The 23,177-nt window shown below is 51.4% G+C and carries 20 protein-coding genes; 11 read left to right on the plus strand and 9 right to left on the minus strand.

Annotated features, from left to right (window positions below; all coding sequences use genetic code 11):
* Nucleotides 1-84: 84 nt before the first annotated feature.
* The 3 genes from mmsB to LF95_RS08310 form a co-directional block, all read right to left on the minus strand.
* On the minus strand, nt 85-972 hold the full coding sequence (mmsB, locus tag LF95_RS08300; RefSeq protein ID WP_073954489.1) for a 3-hydroxyisobutyrate dehydrogenase: 888 nt from the start codon (nt 970-972) through the stop codon (nt 85-87).
* A 94-nt stretch (nt 973-1,066) separates the two neighbouring features.
* On the minus strand, nt 1,067-2,146 hold the full coding sequence (locus LF95_RS08305) for an enoyl-CoA hydratase/isomerase family protein (RefSeq protein ID WP_073954490.1): 1,080 nt from the start codon (nt 2,144-2,146) through the stop codon (nt 1,067-1,069).
* Between the two features lie 36 nt (nt 2,147-2,182).
* Nucleotides 2,183-3,322: an acyl-CoA dehydrogenase family protein gene (locus LF95_RS08310; RefSeq protein ID WP_073954491.1), complete on the minus strand. Its 1,140-nt coding sequence runs from the start codon at nt 3,320-3,322 to the stop codon at nt 2,183-2,185.
* 215 nt (nt 3,323-3,537) lie between these two features.
* Between LF95_RS08310 and LF95_RS08315 the strand changes: the two genes are divergently transcribed.
* The 4 genes from LF95_RS08315 to hemB all read left to right on the plus strand — a co-directional run bounded on the left by LF95_RS08315 (nt 3,538) and on the right by hemB (nt 8,024).
* A complete protein-coding gene (locus tag LF95_RS08315; RefSeq protein WP_371440810.1) occupies nt 3,538-4,827 on the plus strand; it encodes an O-acetylhomoserine aminocarboxypropyltransferase/cysteine synthase family protein in 1,290 nt (429 codons plus the stop codon).
* Between the two features lie 131 nt (nt 4,828-4,958).
* Nucleotides 4,959-5,720 (plus strand): DeoR/GlpR family DNA-binding transcription regulator, encoded by a 762-nt coding sequence (locus tag LF95_RS08320; protein WP_073954493.1) that lies wholly within the window; start codon nt 4,959-4,961, stop codon nt 5,718-5,720.
* Nucleotides 5,717-6,949 carry an MFS transporter gene (locus LF95_RS08325; protein WP_073954494.1) on the plus strand — a complete coding sequence of 411 codons (1,233 nt, stop codon included), beginning with the start codon at nt 5,717-5,719 and terminating at the stop codon, nt 6,947-6,949. Before LF95_RS08320 ends, LF95_RS08325 begins: the two co-directional genes overlap by 4 nt.
* Nucleotides 6,950-7,019: 70 nt before the next feature.
* Nucleotides 7,020-8,024, plus strand: coding sequence for a porphobilinogen synthase (hemB, locus tag LF95_RS08330; protein ID WP_073954495.1), 1,005 nt, complete (start codon nt 7,020-7,022; stop codon nt 8,022-8,024).
* Nucleotides 8,025-8,082: 58 nt separating this feature from the next.
* On the opposite strand, the gene LF95_RS08335 is transcribed toward hemB, so the two are convergent.
* On the minus strand, nt 8,083-9,024 hold the full coding sequence (locus LF95_RS08335; protein WP_073954496.1) for an HAD-IIA family hydrolase: 942 nt from the start codon (nt 9,022-9,024) through the stop codon (nt 8,083-8,085).
* Nucleotides 9,025-9,595: 571 nt separating this feature from the next.
* Here LF95_RS08335 and LF95_RS08340 point away from each other — a divergent pair.
* On the plus strand, nt 9,596-9,754 hold the full coding sequence (locus tag LF95_RS08340) for a DUF1127 domain-containing protein (RefSeq protein ID WP_143181969.1): 159 nt from the start codon (nt 9,596-9,598) through the stop codon (nt 9,752-9,754).
* Between the two features lie 95 nt (nt 9,755-9,849).
* Here LF95_RS08340 and LF95_RS08345 read toward each other — a convergent pair whose 3' ends face one another.
* Both LF95_RS08345 and LF95_RS08350 read right to left on the minus strand, forming a co-directional pair.
* Nucleotides 9,850-11,364, minus strand: coding sequence for a malonate--CoA ligase (locus LF95_RS08345; RefSeq protein ID WP_073954498.1), 1,515 nt, complete (start codon nt 11,362-11,364; stop codon nt 9,850-9,852).
* A 150-nt stretch (nt 11,365-11,514) separates the two neighbouring features.
* A complete protein-coding gene (locus tag LF95_RS08350; protein WP_073954499.1) occupies nt 11,515-12,681 on the minus strand; it encodes a type III PLP-dependent enzyme in 1,167 nt (388 codons plus the stop codon).
* A 243-nt stretch (nt 12,682-12,924) separates the two neighbouring features.
* Between LF95_RS08350 and LF95_RS08355 the strand changes: the two genes are divergently transcribed.
* Together LF95_RS08355 and LF95_RS08360 are read left to right on the plus strand one after the other, a co-directional pair.
* Nucleotides 12,925-14,412 (plus strand): aldehyde dehydrogenase family protein, encoded by a 1,488-nt coding sequence (locus LF95_RS08355; protein WP_073954500.1) that lies wholly within the window; start codon nt 12,925-12,927, stop codon nt 14,410-14,412.
* A gap of 358 nt (nt 14,413-14,770) precedes the next feature.
* Entirely contained in the window at nt 14,771-15,991 is a 1,221-nt protein-coding gene (locus tag LF95_RS08360; RefSeq protein ID WP_083607569.1) for a threonine ammonia-lyase, read from the plus strand.
* Nucleotides 15,992-16,082: 91 nt separating this feature from the next.
* Here LF95_RS08360 and LF95_RS08365 read toward each other — a convergent pair whose 3' ends face one another.
* Nucleotides 16,083-16,568, minus strand: coding sequence for a flavin reductase family protein (locus tag LF95_RS08365; RefSeq protein ID WP_073954502.1), 486 nt, complete (start codon nt 16,566-16,568; stop codon nt 16,083-16,085).
* Nucleotides 16,569-16,816: 248 nt separating this feature from the next.
* Here LF95_RS08365 and motA point away from each other — a divergent pair, with 248 nt between their 5' ends.
* From motA to LF95_RS08385, 4 genes are all read left to right on the plus strand, one after another.
* Nucleotides 16,817-17,671 carry a flagellar motor stator protein MotA gene (motA, locus tag LF95_RS08370; protein WP_073954503.1) on the plus strand — a complete coding sequence of 285 codons (855 nt, stop codon included), beginning with the start codon at nt 16,817-16,819 and terminating at the stop codon, nt 17,669-17,671.
* 66 nt (nt 17,672-17,737) lie between these two features.
* On the plus strand, nt 17,738-18,757 hold the full coding sequence (gene motB, locus LF95_RS08375) for a flagellar motor protein MotB (RefSeq protein ID WP_073954504.1): 1,020 nt from the start codon (nt 17,738-17,740) through the stop codon (nt 18,755-18,757).
* 177 nt (nt 18,758-18,934) lie between these two features.
* On the plus strand, nt 18,935-19,681 hold the full coding sequence (locus tag LF95_RS08380; protein ID WP_073954505.1) for an arginyltransferase: 747 nt from the start codon (nt 18,935-18,937) through the stop codon (nt 19,679-19,681).
* A 144-nt stretch (nt 19,682-19,825) separates the two neighbouring features.
* Nucleotides 19,826-20,920 (plus strand): TRAP transporter substrate-binding protein, encoded by a 1,095-nt coding sequence (locus LF95_RS08385; protein WP_073954506.1) that lies wholly within the window; start codon nt 19,826-19,828, stop codon nt 20,918-20,920.
* A gap of 137 nt (nt 20,921-21,057) precedes the next feature.
* Here the strand turns inward: LF95_RS08385 and LF95_RS08390 are convergent, their stop codons facing one another.
* A complete protein-coding gene (locus LF95_RS08390; protein WP_073954507.1) occupies nt 21,058-22,434 on the minus strand; it encodes a TRAP transporter large permease in 1,377 nt (458 codons plus the stop codon).
* Entirely contained in the window at nt 22,434-22,979 is a 546-nt protein-coding gene (locus LF95_RS08395) for a TRAP transporter small permease subunit (RefSeq protein WP_073954508.1), read from the minus strand. Before LF95_RS08395 ends, LF95_RS08390 begins: the two co-directional genes overlap by 1 nt.
* Between the last annotated feature and the right edge of the window lie 198 nt (nt 22,980-23,177).

A 23,177-nucleotide genomic window follows, 5' to 3' on the forward strand; every position in this document is an offset into this window, starting at 1 on the left:
AGAAAATGCGAAGGACCGAAATCCTTCGCATGGCATAATAGTCGATTATGCTGTCAAAGGCCAAAACTGCCTTAATAAGTTGCGTTATTCGCCATCCAGCATTTTGACAATTGCCGAAAAATCCCGGCCACCGTTTCCGCCAGCACTGTACATTGCATACAGGCTTTCGGCGAGTGCCCCCATCGGGGTCGTCGCATTTGCCGATGCCGATGCCTGCTGTGCCAGTTTAAGGTCCTTAAGCATCATATCAACGGCAAAGCCTGCCTGATAATCCCGATTGGCCGGTGACGTCGGCACGGGCCCTGGAACCGGGCAATAACTGGTCAGCGACCAGCACTGACCTGACGCCTTGGAAGAAATATCAAACAATTTCTGCGCATCAACACCAAGCCGTTTTGCCAGCATAAATGCCTCGGACACAGCAATCATGCTGACACCGAGGATCATATTGTTGCAAATTTTGGCCGCCTGCCCAGCCCCGCTGTCACCCGCATGAATGATATTACTGCCCATCGCCTGCAAGATGGGCTCTGCCGTGGCAAATGCCTCTGCCTCGCCGCCCACCATAAAGGTAAGGGTACCGGCAGTTGCCCCCCCAACACCGCCAGATATGGGAGCATCAACAGCACGCATCCCTTTTTGTTTGGCAAGTTCTGCGGCCTTACGCGCGGCATCCACCTCGATGGTGGAGCTGTCAATCATCAGCGTACCGGGTGCTGCATTGGCAAGCAGCCCTTCCGCACCGTCATAAACACCCAGCACATGCTTGCCTGCCGGAAGGACTGTGACGATGGCATCAACGTTTCCCGCAACATCTGCCAGTGATGCGCTTGCAGTTGCACCAATATCCACCGCCGCCTTCACCGCCTCGGTCGAGAGATCAAAAACCTTAACTTCATGGCCGGCACGAACAAGGTTGGCAGCCATCGGACCGCCCATATTGCCCAAACCGACAAAACCAATCTTTGCCATTTTTACGTCTCCTCTGATGGTCCGGTTGATACCGGTTTATTTGTTCATCATGTGCCAGCGTAAATACACGCGGCATAAACCGTCTTATAAAGGCTTATATCGCCAGTTCTTTTGTCACGGGCAAAGGTGCGAAAAACGCATCCACATCACGCGGATCAACCTGGCCGACATCTCCCTGCGCCCAACGCGGGGCATGATCCTTGTCAACGATAACAGCACGGACTCCTTCAAACAGATCAGGTTTTTCAACCATACGCTGGCTTAAGCGAAATTCCATTTTCAGGTCTTCCGCCAGATCAAGCTTTGCCCCTTCACGTATCTGTTTAAAAGTAACCGCCAAGGCCATAGGTGACTTAGATATTAGCATTTTCAGCACTTTAACTGAAAATTCTGATCCATTTCCTTCAAGGTTACGAAAAACATCGATCAGGGTTTCAGCAGAAAAGACAGCATCAATCTCCGCCCGAACATTTTCCAGATCAGCCTTGCCATGCTCATGGGAATAGTTTGCCAGTATCTTGTCTACCCGCTGACACACAATTTCATAACCAGTGCCATCGGCATGAAAATCAGCCGTTGCCAGCGCATTCTTGATTTCCGGAATATCCGCACTTAGCGCCCCATGCGTTGCTATGCCCGTATAAAGGCAATCCGCCGCTGCCAAACGCGCACCAGTCAGGCCAAGATATATGCCGGTTTCACCCGGGCAGCGCGGCAGGAAATATCCCCCGCCCACATCGGGGAAAAAACCAATTCCGGTTTCTGGCATGGCAAACATGGTTTTTTCTGTCACAACCCGATAGCGACCATGAACCGATACCCCAACACCACCACCCATTGTGATGCCATCCAGCAAGGCAATACAGGGCTTGGGATACACCGACATATAGTGATTTAGCTGGTATTCGCGGCGGTAAAAGGCATCCAGCAATTCCGGCTTGTTCTGCATACGGGCATCATAAAGCCCGCGAATATCCCCGCCCGCACAAAATGCCTTTTCCCCTGTCCCTTCTATGGTCAGCACCGCAATGGCATCGTCGTGTTCCCATAGGCGCATTTGATGGTGAATGGCATCCACCATCGGCAGGGTCAGCGCATTCAGGGCTTTGGGCCGATTCAAGTGAATTTCACCCACCGCGCCATTGATGACAAATTCGACACCAACATCGTTCATATCTCGGGCTCCTGGTCGTTTAAGGGCAGGCATTGATCAATCACGCAAAGCCGCACGCGCGATGATAACCCGCATTATTTCATTTGTGCCTTCAAGGATTTGGTGCACACGCAGATCACGCAGCAGCCTTTCGACGGGATATTCGCGAATATAACCATAGCCACCATGCAGCTGCAGGGCATCATTACAAACTGCAAATGCACTGTCAGTCGCATAGCGCTTGGCCATCGCGCAGAACTGTGTGGCATCATGGGCCTGCGCGTCAAGCTTGCAGGCAGCCTTGTGTAGCAACAAACGAGCGGCCTCCAGTTCTGTTACCATATCGGCATATTTGAATTGCAGGGCCTGGAACGTTTCCAGCGGTTTGCCAAATTGCTTGCGAACCCGCATGTGTTCGCGCGCATGTTCCATTGCGGCACGGGCCCCACCAATCGAACAGGCGGCTATATTCAATCTTCCTCCATCAAGGCCCTTCATGGCGAATTTGAACCCATCGCCCTCGGCGCCCAAAAGGTTTTCCGCCGGTATTTTGCAGTCACTGAAAATAACCGCCGAGGTTGGTTGACTATGCCAACCCATCTTTTCTTCCAATTTGCCAAATGACAGCCCTGGCGCATCCTTGGGAACAATGAATGCTGAAATCCCGGAGGGGCTGTCATCTCCCGTACGCGCCATAACAATATAAATGTCACTGCGCGACCCGCCAGAGATAAAGGCCTTTTCCCCATTCAAAACATACTGATCTCCATCCCGCACTGCCCGCGTCCGAAGTGAACCCGCATCCGAACCAGCACCTGGTTCCGTCAAACAATAACTGGCAAAATGTGCCATACTGGTTAGCTTGGGCAGGAAGGCCTGGCGCTGCTGTTCATTACCGAATCTGTCTATCATCCAGCACGCCATATTATGGATTGAGAGATACGCCGCCGTAGACGGGCATGCTGTTGCCAGTTCCTCGAATATGATTGCGGCATCAAGGCGCCCTAGCCCGGCACCACCCACATCATCGCGGGTATATATCGCGGCAAAGCCCATTTCGGCGGCTGCGCGCAGGGTCTCTTCGGGAAAAATATGTTCGGCATCCCATTGTGCAGCACGCGGGGCCATCTCGCCCGCCGCAAAATCGCGGGCAGCCTGTTGAAATGCCTGTTGGTCTTCTGAAAGGGCGAATTCCATTGGATTTTCCTCGTCCGGGCGTGTTGTTTCCTTTTACGTAAACGTGAATAATGCCAGATGTCAATTAATTCGGCATAACTATACCAAAATACGACATTATACAGATCAGGGAAAACCATTACCTGTGCCACGGGGCATGTCGCACGTCTTGCCCGTATGGAATTATTATGTCTTACTGCGCCTCAACGTGGAAAAACAGCAACAGGGAAATGGAAATGACCGACAGTAAAAACCCGGAAACAATAGTCCTGCACGCAGGTTATCGTGCCGATCCGACCACCGGCTCGGTTGCCGTGCCAATTTATCAGACAACCAGCTATCAGTTCCGCGATACGCAGCACGCCGCAGACCTGTTTGCCCTGAAAGAACTGGGCAACATTTACACCCGCCTGATGAACCCGACCAATGATGTCCTGGAACAGCGCATAACAGCCCTTGAAGGTGGCGCCGCCGCCGTTGCAGTGGCATCGGGCCAGTCGGCCTCGACCTTTGCGATTCTGAACATTGCCCAGGCAGGCGACAATATTGTCAGCTCAACCGACCTTTATGGCGGAACCTGGAACCTGTTTGCCAATACCTTCAAGCAGATGGGCATTGAAGTCCGTTTTGCCGATCCGTCAGACCCGGAAAACTTCCGCAAACTGGCCGATGACAAAACCCGCGCCTTCTATGCCGAAACCCTGCCCAACCCGAAACTGCATGTTTTTCCGCTGCGCGAAGTGGCCAACATTGGCGATGAACTTGGCATTCCGCTGGTGGTTGACAATACTGCCGCCCCGGTGCTGTGCCGCCCGATTGAACATGGGGCTGCTATTGTCATGTATTCGACAACCAAATTTATTGCCGGTCATGGTACGTCGGTGGGGGGTATCGTTGTTGATTCCGGCCGTTTCGACTGGGAAAAACACGCAAAACGCTTCCCGCTTCTGAACCAGCCAGACCCCAGCTATCATGGGGCTGTCTGGACCGAAGCCGTTAAACCGATTGGCCCGGTGGCCTATGCCATTAAACTGCGCTGCACCCTGTTGCGGGACGTGGGCGCCGCGGCCTCGCCGCTAAGTTCCTTCCAAATCATTCAGGGTATGGAAACCCTACCCCTGCGGATGGAACGCCATTGCGAAAACGCCAACAAGGTTGCCGTATTCCTGAAAGACCACCCGAAGGTCGCCAAGGTTATTCATCCCAGCTTGCAGGAAGGAGAAACCCGCCGTCGCGCGGATGCCTATCTGAACGGCGGTTTTGGTTCGCTAATGGGGTTTGAGCTTAAGGAAGGTCGCACGGCGGGCGAGAAATTCATCAATAGCCTGAAGCTGTTTTATCATGTCGCCAATATTGGCGATACGCGTTCTCTTGCCATTCATCCGGCAACGACAACCCATTCCCAGCTTTCAGAATCGGAACTGGCCGCATCGGGTGTCAGTGAAAGCTATGTCCGCCTGTCGATCGGGATCGAACATATCGACGATATTCTGGCAGACCTTAAACAGGCACTTGATGCCAGTTAAGATTCAGACATTCTGATAATCGTCCGCGTCAAACACCGGTCATGCTTTGCATGGCCGGTTTTTGTTTGACCCTATCAGTACCCAGCCTGTAAATATGCAATAAAGGCAAAACGTGCAAAATAGGCAAAATCATGTCGAGCATCGAAAACCGTCACCGCGAGATTACATCCTTACTCAAGCAATATGGCACCGTCCATATTCATGATCTGGCAGAGCGCCTGCACACATCGCTCGACACAATTCGCCGCGATTTGCGCCAACTGGAGCAACAGGGCGATTTACGACGCATCCACGGAGGTGCCATTTTGCCTGCCACGGGTGACGGCAGTTATCAGGAACGCAGTCAGGAAATCCGCCCCGAGCGGACAACAATTGCCCGCTATGTCGCCCAAAATCATATCCCCGATGATGCCATCGTCTTTTTCGATAGCGGGACAACGGTGCTTGAGGTCGCTCGGAACCTCAAACCATCCTTTCATGGGAGCGCAATCGTTCTAAATCCTGCAGCGGCGGTCATTCTTGCAGACCACCCGAATGCAAACGTGATCATGGTTGGCGGTAAAATCCTGAAAAAGGAAATGGTCGTTTCCGGCGCTGGAACGGTAGATGAAATCCGGCATTATCACGCCGATATTTGCATTCTTGGAACCTGCGCCATCCATCCAGAATTGGGTGTCAGCACTCAAAATATCGACGAAAAAGCCAGCAAAGCTGCAATGATTTCCCAATCATCCGAGGTCATTGCGATTGCAACGGTCGACAAATTTGAAACCAGGATGCCCTATAAAGTGTGCGATACAAATTTGGTCAGTACCCTTGTGACCGGCCGCAAGCTATCTGAAAGCTATTTATCAAATTATCGCACTCAAGGCATTGAGGTTGTTCAGATATGAGCAATCCAGCATTGTTACTATCTGATGCAGAAAAACGGCGTGCCCATCAGCATAGCCGGGGTATCTTTTTTATTCATGGCGCGGGTTTCGCCAGTTGGGTTCCGCATATCCCGCTGGTTCAGGAACAACTTTCGCTTAATCATGAACGCTTGGGCATTGCCCTGTTGGCGGCGGCGATTGGCGTTATTGCCGCCATGCCCTTTGCGGGTCGATTTGCCGATATGTTCGGCTCCCGTCAAGTCGTAAAGATTGCGGGACTGTTTTTCTTTCCCACCCTTGCCCTGCCTATTTTCATGCCGTCCTTTTGGGCTCTCGCACTCTCGCTGCTTTTCATGGGTTTTGCTGCGGCGATGATGGATATTGCCATGAATGCAAATGGCGTGAGCCTGGAACGTGCGCGCGAAAGAAGCATTTTATCGGGCCTGCATGGTTTCTGGAGCCTTGGCGGCTTTACAGGTGCCGGATTTGCAACATTATGGTTCGCCCTGCCCCTGGCAAAAACCATCCATCTTCCCTTCAGCGTAACAATATTGCTTGTCGCCCACTGGTATTTACAAGCAGGCCTGATTGAAGATCAGGCAAAATCAGCGACGCGCCAGCCTTCAAGCACAACGAAGGAGCCCGGGAAGAATGCCAAAACCAACAAAGAGACGGACAAATCCATTTTCTGGGTACTGCTTCCCTTTGGCATTTGTGCCTTTATCGGTCAATTTGGCGAGGGCGTTGTTACGGACTGGGTTACAGTCCTGATGATTGACACTCTTGGTAGCACTGCAGCGATTGCCGCCGCGGGATTTGCCTTATATTCGGCTGCAATGGCGCTAACCCGCCTGAGCGGGGACTGGCTGGTGATGCGTTTTGGCCGACCCGCAATTTTACTAACAAGCTGTGTTCTTGCAACATCAGGATATCTTATTATCGCCTTATCCCCCCATTTCGTCCTGTCCTGGGTCGGCTGTTTTATCGCGGGCATGGGACTCGCAGTGATTTTGCCACTGCTCATTTCAGCAGCAGCAAATAGCACAGGCAGAAGTGGCGGGACTGTCGTCGCGATCATTGCGGCAACCGGCTATACCGCCCTGATGGCCGGCCCGCCCTTTATCGGCGCGATTGCCGAACGCTATGGATTGGTGAACGCCTTTTTAATGACGGCATCCTTCCTGACACTGATCATTCCGGTATATCTGACCAGCATGCGGCAACGGTTAAAAACTGTCCGCAATAGTTGAACAATCGATCATTCTGGCGCATAAAACTGCTTCCACGCCACCATCTACACCCGCGCGAAAGAGCAAGATCATGTCCCATCCTGTCAGTTACGGCACCTTCCCCCGCACTCGCCTGCGTCGTCCCCGCATGACCGATTGGTCACGCCGCATGGTTGCTGAAACCCGCCTGAGTGTTGATGACCTTATCCTGCCGGTTTTTGTCATTGCCGGAAAAAACGAACGAATCGCCATTCCATCCATGCCGGGCGTTGAACGTCAAAGCATCGATATACTGCTCAAAACCGCCCGTCACGCCGAAAAGCTGGGTATTCCTGCCCTCGCACTGTTTCCCTATATCGATCCGGCATTAAAAACACCCGATGCCAGCGAAGCCTATAACCCGAACAATGTTGTGTGTGATGCCATCAAGGCCATCAAGGATGCCTGCCCCAACCTTGGCATCATTGCTGACGTCGCCCTGGACCCGTTTAACTCTAACGGACAGGACGGCGTGGTCGTCGATGGTGAAATCCTGAATGACGAAACAACCGAGGCTTTGGTCCGTCAGGCCCTGGTTCAGGCGCAGGCCGGCTGTGACATTGTCGCCCCATCCGATATGATGGACGGTCGCATTGCGGCCATTCGCGACATGCTGGAAACCGAAAACCTCAAAAAAGTGCAGATCATGGCCTATGCGGCCAAATATGCGTCTTCCTTTTATGGTCCGTTCCGCGATGCCATTGGTTCGGCCAGCGCCTTGGGCAAAGCAGACAAAAAAACCTATCAGCTTGACCCCGCCAATAGTGACGAAGCATTGCGCGAAGTGGCTTATGATCTGGAGGAAGGAGCTGATTCCGTTATTATCAAGCCGGGACTGCCCTATCTTGATATTGTCCGTCGAGTGCGTGACACATTCGGCGTCCCGGTATTTGCCTATCAGATTTCCGGTGAATATACCATGTTACGCGCAGCAGGAGACCAGGGCTGGCTTAACTATCTCGCCTGTGCCACCGAAACCCTGGCCTGCTTCAAGCGCGCAGGTGCATCCGGCATTCTGACTTACAGCGCAATCGATGTTGCCGAATATATCAGTTAAATCACCGCTAAACCGGGCAGAAATAAGGGGTGCTGCACGGGCACCCCTTTCTTATAGATTATTCAAGTCCTGCACCAATGGCAGGTGCCCTAAAATGGGGTCGAAAACCTGAACGGTCATATAACAGTTCCAGGTCATCATAACCGTCCAAGAATCCCCCCCGCGTGACCAACAGGGTTTTGATCCCGGCCGCCAATCCCCCCAAAACATCGGTATGCAAGGTATCTCCAACCATCAAAATACGCTGCGGATCAATATCAGGGTAACGGTGCAAAATATCCTCGAAGACTTCGCGGTAAGGTTTGCCAACACATTCAGGCACCACGCCACAGGCATCCGCCGCCAGATGGGCAAAATAACCGGATTCTACCGATAAGAAATGCCCCATCGGTGCACAAATATCGGGATTACCCACAAGAATTGGCCGTGGCTTGTTTGCCAGGCTTTTTTCCAGCTTTTGTTGGCGCCGATCATTCCAGGCATCGGAATCAATCAGGACAAAACCCTCTACTGCATCATAATCGGTATCATCATCGCCTAAAAACCGCGCCTGCCCCGGCAATTGATCAATCGGCCAGTGTGCGGGTGCCATCACCCCCCAACGGGCAACATCAGGATGGCGTTTCATCATGGGCACAATATATTTTGCACTGCTGACAAGGGATTCCAGCGAAAAGTCAAATCCCCGTTTTCGATGTCGTTCAATGATGGCCTCTGGCGCATTCGACGCGTCGTTGGTGATAATGGCTAGCTCAACATTTCGCGCCCGTAATGCCGATACAGCCTGCAAGGCGCCCGGTATCGCCTCGGCACCGGAATTGAGCACACCAAAGGCATCAAAAATAATGATGTCAAACTGATCGGCAATTGCCAGGATGTTTGCAACTTCACCTGTTTCTTCAGGCAACTGCTCCGGCATTAGCCTTGGCATTCTGTCTGCATAGTTCAAATAAGCTGCAATGGCACTTTCGCGGTCAAGCGCAGGTCTGACACCTGTCATTATGCTTTGCCTTTCAAATTTTATTTTCGACTCAAACTGCCGGCATATGATGCGAGTCTTTGATCGATTCCCGCATTTTTCAGCCAACAACGCCCTGTCATCCCGGTTGAACGCATCATCAGTGCCTGTAAAAGACCAGAAAATCAATAAGGCTCAAAAACGTAAACCGAAGTGCGAAACGGGCTGAGGGCGGGAAATGCCAATACAGTAAAAATTTGGGTAATTTTATTAGCCATGCGTGTTACGCATGTCGTTAAAATTGGCAGATTTGGAAAATCAATGGTTATTTTGATTAAATTTTGGACAATTGCTTAAATTCTGCGCTTTGTCTGGCCCTGATCTGCAAAAAACGCAATGGTTAAACGCCGCATCCAGGCTTATCTTCCAAATCAACAGATAACAGCAATCACTACCGACACGGAAATCTCTTTGAAGGATCCTGTCGCCCTGATTGCAAGAGCAGACCGACACGTCGAACCATTCAGTATGCCATCAGGCATCACAGGGGTCACATGCCGGTTCCTTGAATGAAGTTTCCGACGCTGTCGGACGGTTTGAAATAGGTGATAAAATGATCCTGACAAAAATTTTCGCTTACCTGCGTGCCCTGCGTATTCAATACCAGACCCAGAATGCTCTTTCCAAACTTGACCAGCGTGAACTGGCTGATATTGGCCTGAACCGCGATCAGATCGAAGACGTTGCACATCGTGTTGCCTTTGGTCACTAAGATTTGCAAATCTTTCCGGTCTGCCCAAACAAAAAAAGCTCCGTGCGTTGAACCCGCCGGAGCTTTTTTGCTGCCTGCTTTATGAGACAGGATGATCAGGCAAACAAAGCACGGTAGTCCTCGCGCAGGATATTTTTCTGCACTTTTCCCATTGTGTTGCGCGGTAGTTCGGCCAAAAAAATCACTTTCTTTGGAACCTTAAAATTCGCCATTAGTGATTTGATATAATTAATAATATCATTTTCCGAGATATGTGCATCCCCATCTCGAACTACAATGGCGACAACCGCCTCGCCAAAATCGGGATGCGGCACACCAATAACCGCACTTTCCAGAACGCCGTTCATTTTATCGATCTCGGTTTCAATTTCCTTGGGGTAAATATTAAACCCGCCTGAAATCACCAGATCCTTTGCCCGCCCGACAATATGCACATAGCCCTTCGCATCAATCAGGGCGATATCACCGGTAATGAAGAACCCATCATCGCGAAATTCCTCACGCGTTTTTTCCGGCATCTTCCAATAGCCCGCAAAAACATTGGGCCCGCGCGCTTCGAGCACCCCGACCTCGCCGGTCGGAAGAATATTGCCATCCGTATCGCATACCCGAACCTCAACCCCGGGCAAAGCAGGCCCGACCGTATGAATGATACGTTCCCCCTGTAACGGGTTTGACGTCGCCATGCCCATCTCTGTCATGCCATAGCGTTCCAGCAAATAGTGCCCGGTGCGCTGATGAAAGGCCGAAAATGTTTCGGGCAACAACGGCGCAGATCCTGAGATGAACAGGCGCATATTTGACACCAAACTTGCTGAAAAATCTTCTCCCGCCAGCAAGCGCACATAAAATGTCGGAACGCCCATCATGACCGTTGAGCGCGGCAACGCCTTAATCACCTGATCCCGGTCAAATTTCGGCAAAAAGATCATGCTGGCACCTGACATCAATACACAATGACAGGCAATAAACAGACCATGTGTATGGAAAATAGGCAGGGCATGCAGCAAAGTATCGCTAGCCGTGAACCCCCATAAATCCACCAGGGTTTGGCCGTTTGACCACAGGTTCATTTGGGTCATCATGGCACCTTTGGGTTTACCAGTGGTGCCGGATGTATAAAGAATTGCCGCAAGATCATCATCCTCACAGGCAATCGGTGCAAAATCACCTGCCTGACTTACGGCAGCATCAGCAATGCTACCATTGCCATCACCATCAAGCGTATAAACCGCACAACCAGCCCGCCCCTGAACGATCGCGTCCATATCGGCCTTACCCCTCGGCGGACAAACAACCACAGCCGGAGACGCATCCTCGATGAAATAAGACAATTCGTGAGTTTGATAGGCCGTATTTAGCGGCAAATATACCAAACCCGCCCGAATACAGCCCAAATATAAAAACAGGGCTGCGGGTGACTTTTCCACCTGAACCGCAACGCGGTCGCCCTTTTGCGCCCCGGCCTGCACCAACGCATTGGCATAACGCGCTGACCATTCGTCGGCATCGCGATATGTCAGGCAATTGCCATCGGGAGTTTCGATAAGGGCTTTATCCAGATTGCTTGGAAAACTGGCCCGAAGGCGCATAAAAAGACTGGTGGTCACGTCATTTCCCCTATTGGATCGGTTAACGGGCCATGCCAAAACACAGCCCGTTTTGAACCAACCTAATACAGGAAAATAAAATTTGCAATTCGGTACGGCTTTACCGGGTTAGCAAATAAGGGCTATTCCGGCCCGGTTTGGCCTTCGATATTAACCAACCTGAGGAAACTCGCCGTCAATGTAAGGGAAAGCTTCCCCGACTGTGACCAGCAATTCCGGGAAAAAGCCGTTAAAATGGGTTGCCAGCGCATTGGAATAGGCACCGATATGACCAAATTCGATCCAGTCACCTTCACGAATATCAGCCGGCAACGTCACCGTTTGTGGCAACACATCCATATTGTCGCAGGTCGGCCCATAAATCGTAAATTCCAGAGTTTCTTCGGGATCAAAATCCCCACCGATACGCATGGGGCGCACCGGATAACGCAAGTTCCCTGTTACCGCCTCAGACAGGCTGCCATAAATACCGTCATTGATGAAAAGCTGGTCTTCCTTGCGCAATTGAATTTGCGTCACCAACGAAACCCCACTTGAGACCAGGGCCCGCCCCGGCTCGCACATAAAGATAATATCGGGCATATCAAGCCAGCGAATACAATCCTTTATTTCGTCCATAAAGACCTCGAGGCCCGGACCGCGCTGGTTCATATATTGCCCCGGAAAACCGCCCCCAACATCAATGGAATGAATTTTAACACCTGAAAAATCGATCACCTGGCGGATCAATTCGATGGCAATACGATAGCCATTCGGACTGATACATTGTGAACCAACATGGAAGCACAGCCCGGCCTTGTATCCATATCGATCTACTTTCTTGAGAAGTTCTGCTGCCGTCATCGGGCGGGCACCGAATTTTGCCGACAGATTATATGCCGCCCCGGCCGGCGGCGTTGCCAGGCGTACATGGATCACCAAATCCGGGTCTTCATCCGTCTCACGGCGAATCTTATCGAGTTCATCTTCGGTATCGATCACGAAATGGCGAATGCCAAAAACACGATGCGCACTGCGAATAGCATCACGGCTTTTTACCGGGTGCATAAAATAAGCATCCATTCCCGGGAACTGCCGGCGAACCAATGCGATTTCGTCGGGGGATGCCGTATCAAAATGACGCACGCCACCTTCATGCAAATAACGCATGATTTCAGGGTGCGGGTTACATTTCACCGCATACAATACCTTGCCAGGAAACATTTCGACAAAGCGTGAGGCTACATCACGCAATATGTCGGGACGCAGACAGTAAACCGGATAGGACGGTTTGAGTTCCTTTACGACATCATAGGTCGTATCAAAATGGCGTGGCATCGCTGGCTCCGAACATTTCCAAACATGATTAAAACTTAAACGCCCGCAGCAACAGGCTGTTCCGGCAAATTTATCAAGGTTCGACAGCCTAACAAGCAAGAGACAAAATGTCATGGCGCAACAGATGCAAAGGACTTGCAATCATTCAGCCATCCGCTTAATTTGGTAAAACAATACCAAATAACCACTTAACTGGTAGTACTTCAAAACATGAAGTAAACCGGCAAAAACAGGGAGGCTTCCGTGACTGTGGAACTGGAACTGGACCCATTCGTCCTGGCGAAATCACTTTCTGGCGTACACCTGATTGATGGTGAATTTGTTGCCCCGTTAAATGGTAAAACATTTGATGTGTTGAACCCGGCCACCGGCAAATCAATCGGCCAGGCCGCCGAAGGCGACAAGGCTGACGTTGATCGCGCCGTCAAAATTGCCAAAGAAGCCCAAAAATCCTGGGCGGAGCGCCCGGCACGTGAACGCGGAAAACTTGTGGCCGAATGCGGCCGCATTCTTAACCAGCACGTCGATGAACTGGGCAAACTGATTGCCCTGGAATCAGGCAAGGCCCTTCGTACCGAAAGCCGGGTTGAGGCATCGGTGCTGGCAGACATGTTTGTATTTTTTGGTGGCCTGGCTTCGGAACTCAAGGGCGAAACGGTTCCCTTTAACCCCAATATGATGACCATGACGACCCGGGAACCGGTGGGCGTTGTCGGGGCGATCATTCCCTGGAACGTGCCGCTGTTGCTGATGGCGATTAAGGTCGCACCTGCCCTGGTTGCAGGCAACAGTGTTGTTGTCAAATCCGCCGAGGACACGCCCTTTACCGTTCTGCGCGTCTGCCAGATCATGCAGCAGATTTTGCCAAAGGGTGTCTTGAATATCCTTTCCGGCTTTGGCCCTGGCTGTGGCGGGCCGCTTGTCGAACACAAGGACGTCAAGAAGGTTTCCTTCACCGGGTCCGTTGAAACCGGCCGTACCGTTTATCGGGCCGCTGCGGAAAAATTGATCCCGGTGACGCTGGAATTGGGCGGTAAATCCCCCATGATCGTAATGGACGACGCCGACCTTGAAAAGGCGGTTGCCGGTGCCATTGGTGGCATGCGCTTTACCCGCCAGGGGCAAAGCTGCACGGCATCGTCCCGCATTCTGGTGCATGAAAAGCTGCATGACGAATTTGTCAGCCGCCTTAAAGACCGCGTCAATGCCCTCAAAATGGGCAATCCGCTTGATGAAAGCACTGATATTGGCACCATCATCAATGCCAAACAGCGTGCCAAGGTTTGTAACTATATTGAAATCGGCAGCGAAGAAGGTGCGACGAAACATGAACTAAGCGCCCTGCCCGACGACCCGGAACTGGCAGATGGACAATATGTCCGCCCGGTCATTTTCACCGATGTCAAACCGGATTCCCGGATTGCCCGTGAAGAAATTTTCGGCCCGGTCGCCTGTGTATTCAAGTTCAAGACATTTGAAGAAGCCCTTGAACTTGCAAACGATAGTGACTTTGGCCTGGCTGCCACTGTATGGACCACCGATCTTAGAACGGCCCTGGTTGCGACCAAGCGCCTAGAGGCAGGTTTTGTGCAGGTCAATCAGAACCTTGTGGTTCAGCCCAACCTGTCCTATGGCGGCATAAAGCTTTCAGGGTTGGGGCGTGAAGCATCACTTGAAAGCATGCTTGAGCATTTTACCCACAAGAAAACCATCATTCTCAATATGGAATAAGGGAAAAACCGCCAGTTATGTTCCCACCGGGTTGCATTGCGAAATATGCAACCCGGCTTTTTCCCATGTTTTCTTGACCTGAAGTGTCTGATCCGTAAAAGTGCGTTTTATTCGCGCTTACAGTTCTGAAAGTATCTGGCACATGTCTGACGGCACCGACACCACACTGTCGCCCTGTTCTCCTCCCTGTTATGCAGGCGTGGCTGACATGATGCTTATTATTTGCTCCATTTCCATTCGGCGAATGTGAACCCTGTCATCTGCGGATGACAGGCCTGATGTAACCATCAATCCAATCCCTACATTCACATTTGCAGTTGCTGCCTTGATTATGGGCAGAACCTACAGGAGTCTGGAAATGGCTGTTTCCTATCATGATATCGTCCGTGCTTCGCGTTTGCTTGAAGGTATAGTTGCCAAAACGCCGCTGGTAAAATCTCAAACACTGTCAAAAATTTGCCAGGCGGATGTCTATCTGAAGCTGGAAAACCTGCAATATACCGCTTCCTTCAAGGAACGTGGCGCCTATGTAAAATTGGCCAGCCTTACCCCTGAAGAACGCGCCTGCGGCGTTATTGCCGTATCTGCAGGCAACCACGCACAAGGTGTTGCCTATAATGCCAAACGCCTTGGCATCCCGGCCACCATCGTCATGCCGGAAAACACCCCGTACACCAAGGTGCGCCATACCCGTTCACATGGTGCGGAAGTTGTTCTTAAGGGGGCGGTTCTGGCCGAATCCATGCAGGCGGCACAGGAAATTCAGCAAGAACGTGGCCTGACATTTGTTCACCCGTTTGATGACGAACATATCATTGCCGGTCAGGGAACCGTTGGCCTGGAAATTTTGAATGAAGGTGCCGATTTTGACACCGTTATCGTTCCGGTTGGCGGTGGAGGACTGGCATCCGGGATTGCAACCGCCATAAAGGCGCGGCGGCCCGACATTGATGTCATTGGTGTAGAAACCAAGCTTTATCCGTCAATGTATGAAGGCATAAATGACAAAGAGTTTTCAGGCGGTGGTGTCACCATTGCCGAAGGCATTGCTGTTAAACAGCCCGGCGGCAAAACCCTAGAGATTTGTCGGGAATTACTGAATGACGTTCTGCTGGTTGAAGAATCAGCCATCGAACGGGCCATTCAGATGTTGATTGAAATTGAAAAAACCGTTGTCGAGGGGGCCGGTGCCGCGCCACTTGCCGCCCTGCTCGACCATCCGGAACGCTTTGCGGGCAAAAAGGTTTGCCTGGTCATTAGTGGCGGCAACATTGACAGTCGCCTTCTTGCCCAGGTTCTAATGCGTGGTATGGCGCGCGAGGGTCGACTGGTCCGTATCCGTATCGAAATCCCCGATGTTCCTGGTGCCCTGGCCCGCATCAGCACCCTGATTGGCAACGCGGAGGCCAATATCATCGAGGTTTACCACCAGCGATATTTCTATGATATTCCGGCAAAGCAGACCGATGTTGATATGGTTCTTGAGGTACGCGACACCACACATGCCCTTCAGGTTGTCGATTACCTGAAAGAAAATGGCTATGGTGGGCGTTTGCTGGGGAATACGTCGCTGGATTGATCCACCATCATCAAAGGACGTAACGCATCGGGGATTTTAGTGTTACGTCGCTTTGGTTTGTTGCGGTTGGGTACTCCAGATCAGAAATATCTTATGCCCGGTCCAACCGGGCATAGGCACCACCGTAATATAACAAAGGATCACCGGTTTCGCCCAACTCAACAGCATTGACCTGGCCGACAATAATGCTGTGATCTCCGCCATCATGGACGGCGTGTCGTACACAGGAAAAAGTCGAGATGTTCCCTAACAAAACAGGCATGCCATGACCATTATCTGTAAAACGGGTGTTTTCCCAGCGATCATCAATCGGCGCGGCAAAACGTTCGGCCAGTTCTTTTTGCGAAGTGCGCAAAACATTGATGCAAAAATGCCTTATGTTCCCCGTAAACACATCATGCGTCGCAGCACTGCGCGCGACCGAAAACAGCACCAGTGGTGGCTCCAGTGATACCGAAGAAAACGAATTGATAGTAATCCCGACCTTCTGTCCATCCGTATCACGGCTGGTAACAACGGCAACACCAGTCGCGAACTGGCCAAGGCAATCCCGGAAATGACGTGACGAGAAGGACATATTCAAATTACAGCTTTCATTGTTCTGTGCGTAAGGCAAAATTTGCGAGAAGCCACAGGAAAATGGCGACAAATTTAAAAACTGTCAAATACTGACATAAAACGATTTGCAAACAGTATGTTATTAACAAAACGAACTAATTGTATCATAGCTGATAAGACTTTTGTAAAAAGGCTCATCGTAACGTTTGAAGAGTGTTTTACCTGCATGGACAAGAACGCCCTGTTTGCAGGCACAAGGGGTATTAGATGTTTCTAATCATTGGTTATGTGATTGTGATCGGCGCGGTCCTGGGGGGATACCTGCCGCACGGCAAGTTTAGCGTTCTGATACAGCCCTTTGAAATCGTCATCATCTTCGGTGCAGCTTTCGGTACGTTCCTGATTGCTAACCCGATGAGCGTTCTCAAACGCAGCGTGTCCTTTACCATTCGTGCGATGAAAGGTGCCAAGAAGAAACCAGCCTATCTGGAACTTCTTGTATGTCTTTACGCGGTATTTCGGCTGGCAAAATCCAAAGGCGACCTTGCCCTGGAAAGTCACGTTGAAAATCCGGAAAGCTCGGCCCTGTTTAACAACTTTCCCGGCGTAACGGCAGATCATCACGCACTTGAATTTTTGTGTGACTATCTTCGTTTGTTAACCCTTGGCACAACGAATGCCTATGAACTTGAAGCCGTGATAGACCAGGAACTTGAAGCCCACCACGAAGAAGATAACGTGGTGCCTGACGCCATTCAGGCCGTCGGTGACGCCCTGCCCGGCCTTGGTATCGTCGCGGCCGTACTAGGGGTTATCAATACGATGGGGTCGGTTACAGAACCGCCTGAAATCCTTGGTGAAATGATTGGCGCGGCACTGGTTGGAACGTTCCTGGGTATTTTGGCATCCTATGGTTTTGTCGGTCCGACATCGGCCATTATCAAACGAACGCTTGAACAGGATGCCAAATTCTATGTCTGCATGAAAGCAGCCCTGATCGGGCATATGCAGGGCTATGCGCCGCAGGTTTCCGTGGAGTTTGCCCGTAAAATCCTGCCGCCAGAAATTCGCCCAAGCTTCAAGGAACTTGATGACGCCATTCAGAATGCACCAAGTGTTTAACCCTCAATAACGATTTGATGCGCCAACGTGACCGCTTGCTTTTGTGCCAGGATATAACACTCTGAAATGCCCGATATCGTAATAAAGAAAGTCAAAAAAGGCGGACATGGCGGCCATCACGGTGGGTCATGGAAAGTTGCCTATGCTGACTTTGTGACTGCCATGATGGCTTTCTTTCTGTTGCTGTGGTTACTGGGGAGTTCCACAGACGAACAGTTAAAGGGCATTTCAAACTATTTCGCCCCGGAATCAATTTCGCAAAGTGAATCGGGGGCTGGCGGATTGCTGGCTGGTACCAAACTTGCCGATTCAGGCTCGATGCGATCCGAAAACGGCGCCCCTGTCATCCAGATGGACATTCCACCAACGCCTGATGCGACAACAGTGCAAAACCAGGGCAACGGCGAAACCGAAGCAGAAAAAGCGGCCAAAGAAGCCGCCGCCAACGAGAAAAAGGAATTTGACAAAGCCGCCCAGGACTTGAAAGAGGCAATGGAGAAATCTCCGGAACTCAAGGAATTGTCAAAAAACCTCCTGGTTGAACAAACGGATGAAGGTTTGCGTATCCAGATTATTGATAAAGATGGCACATCGATGTTCCCGAGCGGAAGTGCCGACTTACGTGACCATACACGCCTGCTCTTGAAACAGGTTGCCACAGCAATCAAGGATATGCCGCAAAAAATCGCTATCGAAGGGCATACCGATGCCGTGCCCTATTCTCATTCTTATGGAACCTATACCAACTGGGAACTGTCGGCGGATCGCGCCCTGGCCACCCGTCGCCAATTGCAGTTAGATGGTTTGCCGGACGACCGGTTTGGCAAGGTCTCAGGCGTGGCCGATACGGTTCCGTTCATCAAGGATGACCCCAAAGACGAACGAAACCGGCGTATCAGCATTACACTTTTGCGTGGCACCGGAAAGCAGCCTGAAAAACAGGACGAGGAGCAGGACACCAATGATGCAGCCCCCGCATCGAGCCTGTTTGCCCCGCGCGACCGAGATGGCAACACCGTGCCGCCAGCGATTGATCCCGATGCCCCGGTTCGCAGGCCCACCTTTTCGGTTCCGTCCCGCAACTGATTGATCGTTAAAGGTCATTGCTGTTAATGTCGGAAAAACTGTAAGTCTGTCAGGGCCTACCCCCAATGAGGCGGGCCTTGCTGTAACATATTAGTCAACAGCGACTTTAATGTTTGCCTCCGGATAACTACACTAGTTTAATAAGGTAAATCTCAAAGGCACGGACATCAATTCGCCATGACGGTCAACCAGCGTCGCCAGACACAGCATTATTTCATTACGGCTCCCATGCCCTGCCCGTATTTACCGGGCCGGTTTGAGCGCAAGCTGGTGACAGAACTGCGTGGTCCCGAGTCCAACAATATCCATAACCTCCTGTCGCGGGCCGGGTTTCGGCGCAGTCACTCGATTGCCTATTTGCCCGCATGCACCGAATGCGATGCCTGCATTCCTGTTCGGGTGAACGCCAAAGACTTTAAGGACAGCAGGACCTTTCGCCGTAACCGTGCGACAAATGAGGATCTGACACGGCAAATTTTTGCGGCCTCGGCCACCCAGGAACAATTCCACCTGTTTTCCGATTATCAGGCTGCCCGTCACGGCGATGGCGACATGGCGCGCATGGATGCGCGGGATTATCGGGCGATGATGGAGGATACGACCGTTGAAACCTCCATCTTTGAATACAGAAATGCCGATAACCGGCTCATTGCGGTTGCGCTGGTGGATGCACTTTCTGATGGTCTTTCCGCCGTCTATAGCTTTTTTGATCCCAGAGAAGATCGCAGAAGCCTAGGGACTTATATCGTTCTCGATCTGGTGGCCGAAGCGGCCCGCATGAATTTGCCCTTTGTTTATCTTGGCTACTGGGTTCGTGAATGCCGCAAAATGTCCTACAAAACGCGGTTTAAACCTCTGGAAGCTTTTCGCGATGGGCAATGGGTTCAGCACACCCCTGATGACGGCACAAACCTTTCCGATTAATCGAAACAATCGACCAAAGTTTAACCCAGAGTACTGATCTGCAGTTGCCTCCTATCCTTAACGACTATAATCTTTCATTACAGGGCGAAAAAAACGCTTTGTAGAAAAAGAAATTAGTTCTTGTTTGCTGGGAGGCTACAAACAATGAAACGTCGTCAATTTCTGAGTGGTGCCGCACTTGCTGGTGCCACGGCTGCCGTTGCATCGGCATTTCCAAAACCTGCACTTGCCCAAGATGTCCGTGAATGGCGTATGGTCACGACATGGCCCAAAAACTTTCCTGGCCTTGGTACCGGGGCCAACCTTCTGGCCGAGTATATCAATAAGGCCTCTGATGGACGGATGAAAGTCACCGTTTATGGCGCAGGTGAAATTGTTCCGGCCTTTGAAGCCATTGATGCAGTTGGCAATGGAACGGTCGAAATGGGTCACGGGGCCCCTTATTACTGGAAAGGCAAAGTCGCAGCCGCACAATATCTGGCAGCCATGCCCTTTGGTCTGACTGCCCAGGAACAGAATGCCTGGTTCCAGTATGGCGGGGGACAGGAAATTGCCGACAAAATTTATGAAAAACTGAACTGCAAATTCTTCCCGTCCGGCAATACCGGCACCCAAATGGGGGGCTGGTTTAACAAGGAAATGAACACCATTGACGACTTTAAAGGTCTGAAAATGCGCATTCCCGGCCTTGGTGGTGAAGTTATTCAGGCGGCGGGTGGCAATGTGGTTAATCTGCCAGGTGGTGAAATTCCACCTGCGCTTCAATCGGGTGCCATTGACGCCACCGAATGGGTTGGCCCTTATAATGATTTGGCATTTGGTCTCTATAAAACGGCCAAATATTATTATTATCCCGGTTGGCATGAACCGGCCACGACCCTTGAAAACTTCATCAATCTTAGTGCCTGGAACGACCTGCCCGACGACCTTAAAGCCATTGTCGAACAGGCAAACCGTGCAACCAACCAGATGGTTCTGTCGGAATTTGTCGCCCGCAATAACCAGGCGCTCAAAACCCTTCAGGAAAAACACAATGTCGATGTTCGCCCGTTCTCAGACGATATTCTGACCAATCTGGGGGCTCTGTCGGGCAAGGTGTTGCGTGATCTGGTCGCATCGGATCCACTCTCCCAGGAAGTATTTGACAGCCTCATCGCCTTTCGCGAGCAGGCGGCGTCCTGGGCCAAATATTCGGAATTGGCCTTCATGCAGGCACGCACCCTGCCCTTCAAATACTGATCAACAATCAAATTTCCTGATAGATCTGCATTTGGGTCGACACATCGTGTCGGCCCTTATTTTTACCTTCTGGCATAGAAAAAGGGCCGAATAACCGGCCCTTGATCTTAAAATATGGTGCAACACATCCGGGATGCCTAATTTAACAACACCTTCGGAAGCCAGGTTGCCAGTTCCGGGAAAATTGCCAGCAAGACAAGGGCAAGAACCTGAATCAGAACAAACGGAACGATGCCACGGTAAATATCCCATGTTTTGATCGAGGGTGGCGCAACACCGCGCAGATAAAACAGGGCAAATCCGAAAGGCGGTGTCAGGAAGCTGGTCTGCAGGTTGATGGCAATCATGATCCCCAGCCAGACCGGGCTGATATCCATTTTCAGCAGGATCGGACCGACAATCGGCACCACCACAAACACGATCTCGATAAAATCGAGGAAAAAGCCCATGACAAACATCAGGGTCATAACAACCAGCATCGCACCAAACAGACCGCCTGGCATGTTATGCAAAAGTTCTTCAACCAGATGATCGCCACCCAGGCCACGGAAAACCAGCGAGAAGATTGACGCACCAAGCAAGATGATAAAAACCATCGAGCTGATTTGCACCGTCTGGCTCATGACGTGCCGCAAAACAGCCAGATCAAGCCGACGATAACACGCTGCCAGAATCATGGAACCCACACTGCCAAAGGCCGCAGACTCAGTCGGCGTGGCAATGCCGGTCAGGATCGATCCCAGAACGGCAACGATCAACAATGCCGGCGGCACCAATGCGCGCATGACATCGCCAAACAGCCCTTCAGGCCGTTTATCTTCCACCAGGGCCGGTGCCGATTTGGGATCAATAAAGGACTGAATAATGACCCAGCCAATATACATCGCCACCAACAGCATGCCGGGAATAAATGCCCCGACAAACAGGTCAATCACTGAAACAGGTTCCGGTGCCCAATTGCCAAGTGAACGCTGGGCTTCAGCATAGGCCCCCTGTAAAATATCGCCCAGCAACACCAGAACGATAGAAGGCGGAATGATCTGCCCCAAAGTACCCGATGCACAAATAACACCCGTTGAAAGACGCGGGCTATAACCGGCTTTTTGCATCGCAGGCAAACTCAGCAGGCCCATCGTGACGACGGTCGCCCCAACGATACCTGTTGATGCAGCCAGCAACATGCCGACAATAACGACCGAAATGCCAAGACCGGCGCGGCGTTTGCCAAATAACATGCCCATCGTCAGCAAAAGCTTCTCGGCGATACGGGCACGTTCAAGCATCACGCCCATAAACACGAATAACGGAATGGCAACATAAAGTTCGTTGCTCATCACCCCGAAATAGCGCGACGGCAGAGAGCCCAACAGTGGCATGTCGAAGACACCCATTGAATGGCCGATCAGGGCAAATGCCAGCCCCGTACCACCGAGCGAAAACGCCACCGGAAAACCAAACAGCAGGACGCCACACGCCACTGCAAACATTAAAAGGCTTAATACTTCCCCCGACATCAGACGCCCTCGTGTTCTTCTTCGTTGGTTTCAAATTCACGATGGCCTGCCAGCACCAAAATACTGCGTGCTACCAGAGAAAGCCCCTGAAGCCCCATCAGGATGCAAAATACCAAAATGACCGACTTAAACAAAAACAGCCCTGGCAGGCCCCCCGTTTCCTGGGACCCTTCAAGCCGTTTCCAACTCGTGATCACATAGGGATAACTATAAACAAAAACCAAAATCAGAACGGGCAGCAGCAGGAATAGCGTTCCGATCAAATCAACCCATGCCTTGTAGCGTGCCGACGCCGGACGGTAAAAAACATCGACGCGAACATGCCCGCCATGCAGCAACGTATAGCCCGCACCCAACATAAAAATAATGCCGTAGAGCCATAAATAGCTCTCCTGCATTGAAACCCAGCCAACCGAAAACCCGTAGCGCAAAGTTGCGACGAGAAAGGTGATTACCACCAACGGAATGGTCAGCCACGCCACGCCACGACCGATCGCGTCATTAAGACTGTCAATCAGCCGCACAAAACGTGCCAAAAAATACATGTTTCCTCCCTCACCCGGAATCTCTTATCGCTGGTTTCCGTCATTCCCGGTCCCCGGCGGAGCAAAGTTACAAATATATGGCCTAAAACACCATGTTTTTTGCGACTTTGGATCACGTTAACTTTTTAAATTCAAAATCCGGCACGCTGGAAACCCGTTCCAGGCCAGCTCCAAACGAAAGCCCTTTGCGCGACGGTC

The organism is Thalassospira sp. TSL5-1 (assembly GCF_001907695.1).
Taxonomy (GTDB): domain Bacteria; phylum Pseudomonadota; class Alphaproteobacteria; order Rhodospirillales; family Thalassospiraceae; genus Thalassospira.